Origin of the sequence: Flavobacterium sp. HJJ (assembly GCF_015351475.1) — a bacterium.
GTDB lineage: Bacteria > Bacteroidota > Bacteroidia > Flavobacteriales > Flavobacteriaceae > Flavobacterium > Flavobacterium marginilacus.
This window is the reverse complement of the sequence record NZ_JADKPR010000083.1, coordinates 1-555: the sequence shown is the minus strand read 5'-3', so window position 1 is coordinate 555 and position 555 is coordinate 1. Positions and strand designations below refer to the sequence as shown.

The window sequence follows — 555 nt, the reverse complement described above, 5'->3', positions numbered from 1 at the left end:
ATCAAAAGAATTCCTCGAGGCTCTGCCTCGGGGTGATGCGCAAAGATTAGTATATTTGTTTGATGAGTGAACATATTTTCAAACGGCATAATAAAAGCTTGTTGCTTTATCATTTGGTTTGTCCGATAAAATATCGAAGAAATGTTTTATCGGAGGATGTAGAACTGAGTTTGGTAGAAGTTTGTAGAAATATTTCGGAACGATATGAAATTCATTTTGTTGAGATAGGAGCAGATGAAAATCATGTACATTTTTTGATACAAAGCGTGCCAAAGATTTCTGTTGAAATTATTGTCAGGACAGTAAAAAGTATTACAGCAAAAGAGCTCTTTCGTTTACATCCAGAAGTTAAAAGTAAGTTATGGGGAGGTAATTTTTGGACGAGTGGATATTATGTAAATACGGTTGGTCAGTATGGTAATGAGAATGTGATTCAGAAATACATTCAAAATCAAGGAGAAGAAAAGACTGTTTACAAATCGTTTAACAAAAATCAGCTACGGTTGTCTTTTGAGTAATGCGATACCTCGAGGCTCTGCCTCGGGGTAATTCATT

General features: G+C 35.1%; 1 protein-coding gene. It reads left to right on the top strand.

Annotation, left to right across the window (positions count from 1 at the left end):
• The first annotated feature begins 62 nt into the window (after positions 1-62).
• Positions 63-518 (top strand): IS200/IS605 family transposase, encoded by a 456-nt coding sequence (gene tnpA / locus IRZ80_RS20835; protein WP_194644296.1) that lies wholly within the window; start codon positions 63-65, stop codon positions 516-518.
• Positions 519-555 lie beyond the last annotated feature (37 nt).

What these genes read in the sequence shown, in the direction of transcription:
- tnpA (WP_194644296.1), top strand. Translation starts at nt 63, where the DNA reads ATGAGTGAACATATTTTCAAACGGCATAATAAAAGCTTGTTGCTTTAT.